Origin of the sequence: Caballeronia grimmiae (genome assembly GCF_000698555.1) — a bacterium.
Lineage (GTDB): Bacteria > Pseudomonadota > Gammaproteobacteria > Burkholderiales > Burkholderiaceae > Caballeronia > Caballeronia grimmiae.
This window is the reverse complement of record NZ_JFHE01000104.1, coordinates 1-2,291: the sequence shown is the minus strand read 5'-3', so window position 1 is coordinate 2,291 and position 2,291 is coordinate 1. Positions and strand designations below refer to the sequence as shown.

2 protein-coding genes are annotated in these 2,291 nt (G+C 64.7%); both read left to right on the top strand.

Annotated features, from left to right (window positions below; translation table 11 throughout):
- The coding region (gene imuA / locus BG57_RS30725) for a translesion DNA synthesis-associated protein ImuA (RefSeq protein ID WP_420912104.1) at nt 1–765 on the top strand (765 nt) is incomplete at its 5' end.
- Nucleotides 689–2,179 carry a Y-family DNA polymerase gene (locus tag BG57_RS30720; protein ID WP_075583265.1) on the top strand — a complete coding sequence of 497 codons (1,491 nt, stop codon included), beginning with the start codon at nt 689–691 and terminating at the stop codon, nt 2,177–2,179. The genes imuA and BG57_RS30720, both read left to right, overlap by 77 nt.
- Nucleotides 2,180–2,291: the final 112 nt, after the last annotated feature.

The window sequence follows — 2,291 nt, the reverse complement described above, 5'->3', positions numbered from 1 at the left end:
TTCGATGTAAAGTACTGTACATCCATACAGTACTTATGCAAAATGGCGGCCCTGCTCAAACATGTCGAGTCCATTCATCCCGCGCTGTGGCGCGGATCGCAACTCGCGCGCGCCTACGGAAAGACGGTGGAGACCGGGTACGCGGCGTTGTCGACAGAGCTGCCCGGCGGCGGCTGGCCGCTCGGTGCGCTCGTGGAATTGCTGGTTCAGCAGCCGGGCATTGGCGAAATGCGCCTGATGCGTCCGGCGCTCGCACGCGTCGCCGATGACGCTCACCGCCCCGTTGTGCTGCTGCAGGCGCCGCATGTGCCGAACGCGCTGGCGTTCTCCTACCTGGGCGTGCCGCTCGACAAACTGATGTGGCTGCGGGCTTCAAAAACGGCGGACGCCTTGTGGTGCGCGGAGCGCGTGCTGCAGGCCGGCAGTTGCGGTGCGCTGCTCATCTGGCAACAGCACATCCGCTCCGAGGCGTTGCGCCGCTTGCATCTGGCCGCTCAGGCGACGGAGACGTTGCTGATTCTAGTGCGGCCGTTGGCCAGCGCTCAGGATGCGTCACCGGCGACCTTGCGGCTTGGCCTGCGACCGGCAGAGGGCGGGATTGCAGTCGACATGATTAAACGACGCGGGCCCAACCGAACTGAGCCCTTGACCGTCACCCTACAACCGTCGCCGATCTTGCTGAGTCCCTATGGCCGTATTCGTCGCCATTCACTTGCCCCGGCTGTCGCTGGAGGTGTTCAGACCGAAGTGGTCACCTCCGTCTGAGCACGGGTGCGTGGTGCTCGAGCGCGACAAGGTCATGGTGCTTGATGCAGGGGCAAGAGACGCGGGCGTGCGAGTTGGCATGAAACGCGGTGGGGTCGCGACGCTCGCGGCGGAGGCGTTGATGTTTGATCGCAGCCTGGCGCGCGAACACGAGATGCAGCGCGAGGTGGCCATTGCCCTGCTGCGTTTTTCGCCGCAGGTGGCGGTGTGTGAAGAAGAAACCATCGTCGTCGACGTCACCGCGAGCTTGCGACTCTTCGGCGGCATCTTGCGCGTGTGTAGGGACATCAGGGGCGTCGTCGCGACCATCGGCGTCACCGCGCGCATCAGCGTCGCGCCGACCGGACGCGGTGCGTGGTTACTCGCGAAGCCGGGCGGCCGGCGGCTGCTCAAGATGCGCTCGCTTGAACGTCATCTAGGCGCCTTGCCCTTCATGATCGTCCCAGAGCTGCGCCCGTTCGCCGACTGGTTCAACGGACTGGGCTGCCGCGTTCTGGGTGATATTCAACGCCTGCCCCGTGCAGGTCTAAAGAAGAGGTGTGGCGTGGACCTGCTCGATTCCCTGGACCGGGCCTATGGCCTGGCGCCTGAACTACATGAATGGCTCGAACTGCCGCCGACCTTCAGCGCACGCGTCGAACTGCCTGATCGTGTCGAGCATGCTGAAGCCATCCTCTTTTCGGCGCGGCGACTTATCGTGCAACTCTGCGGGTGGCTCGGGGTCCAGCAGCTGGCCCTCACGCATGCCACGATCACGCTCGAGCATGAGCGCGGACGCCAGGCTATCGAGCCGACGCTGATCGAGATCGCGCTGGCCGAACCGACCTGGCATGAGGAGCACCTGGTGCGTCTCTTGAAGGAGCGACTCGGGCGCACCGAGCTCGAAGCCGCGGTCATCGCCGTGCGGCTGACGGCCTCGGAAGTGCGAGCGGCCGAGCCGCCGAGCGATTCGCTGTTTCCCGAGCCCGGTGGATCCGCGCAAGACCACAACCGACTGCTGGAGCTACTGGCGGCTCGTCTCGGCCCCGAAAATGTGCTGCGTCCCGCGCCCGCGCCCGATCATCGCCCGGAGCATGCCAATCAGTGGGTGCCCATGCAAGGCAGCGCAAGGACGCACGCCGCGACCCTTGCGCCCTCCGCCCTCCCCGCGCCTGATGATCTGCCGCGGCCCACCTGGCTGCTGCATGTGCCGTTGCGGTTGATGGTCAAGAACCATCGTCCGTTCTACGGTTCCCCGCTCAAGCTCGTGTCGACCGGCGAACGGATCGAGGCCGGATGGCATGACGGCGCACTGGTGACGCGCGATTATTTCGTCGCGGAAGCGGACGACAAAAGCTGCTACTGGATCTACCGCGAACGGCCGAGCGTCAAGACCGAGGAGACGCGCTGGTTCCTCCACGGACTGTTTGGCTAAGCGGATCAGCAGGTGGCATTGTGGAGTTTCCCTCATCGGCCTTGCCGGATTACGCCGAGCTTTTCGCGTTCAGTAACTTTTCGTTCCTGCACGGTGCGTCGCACGGTGAAGA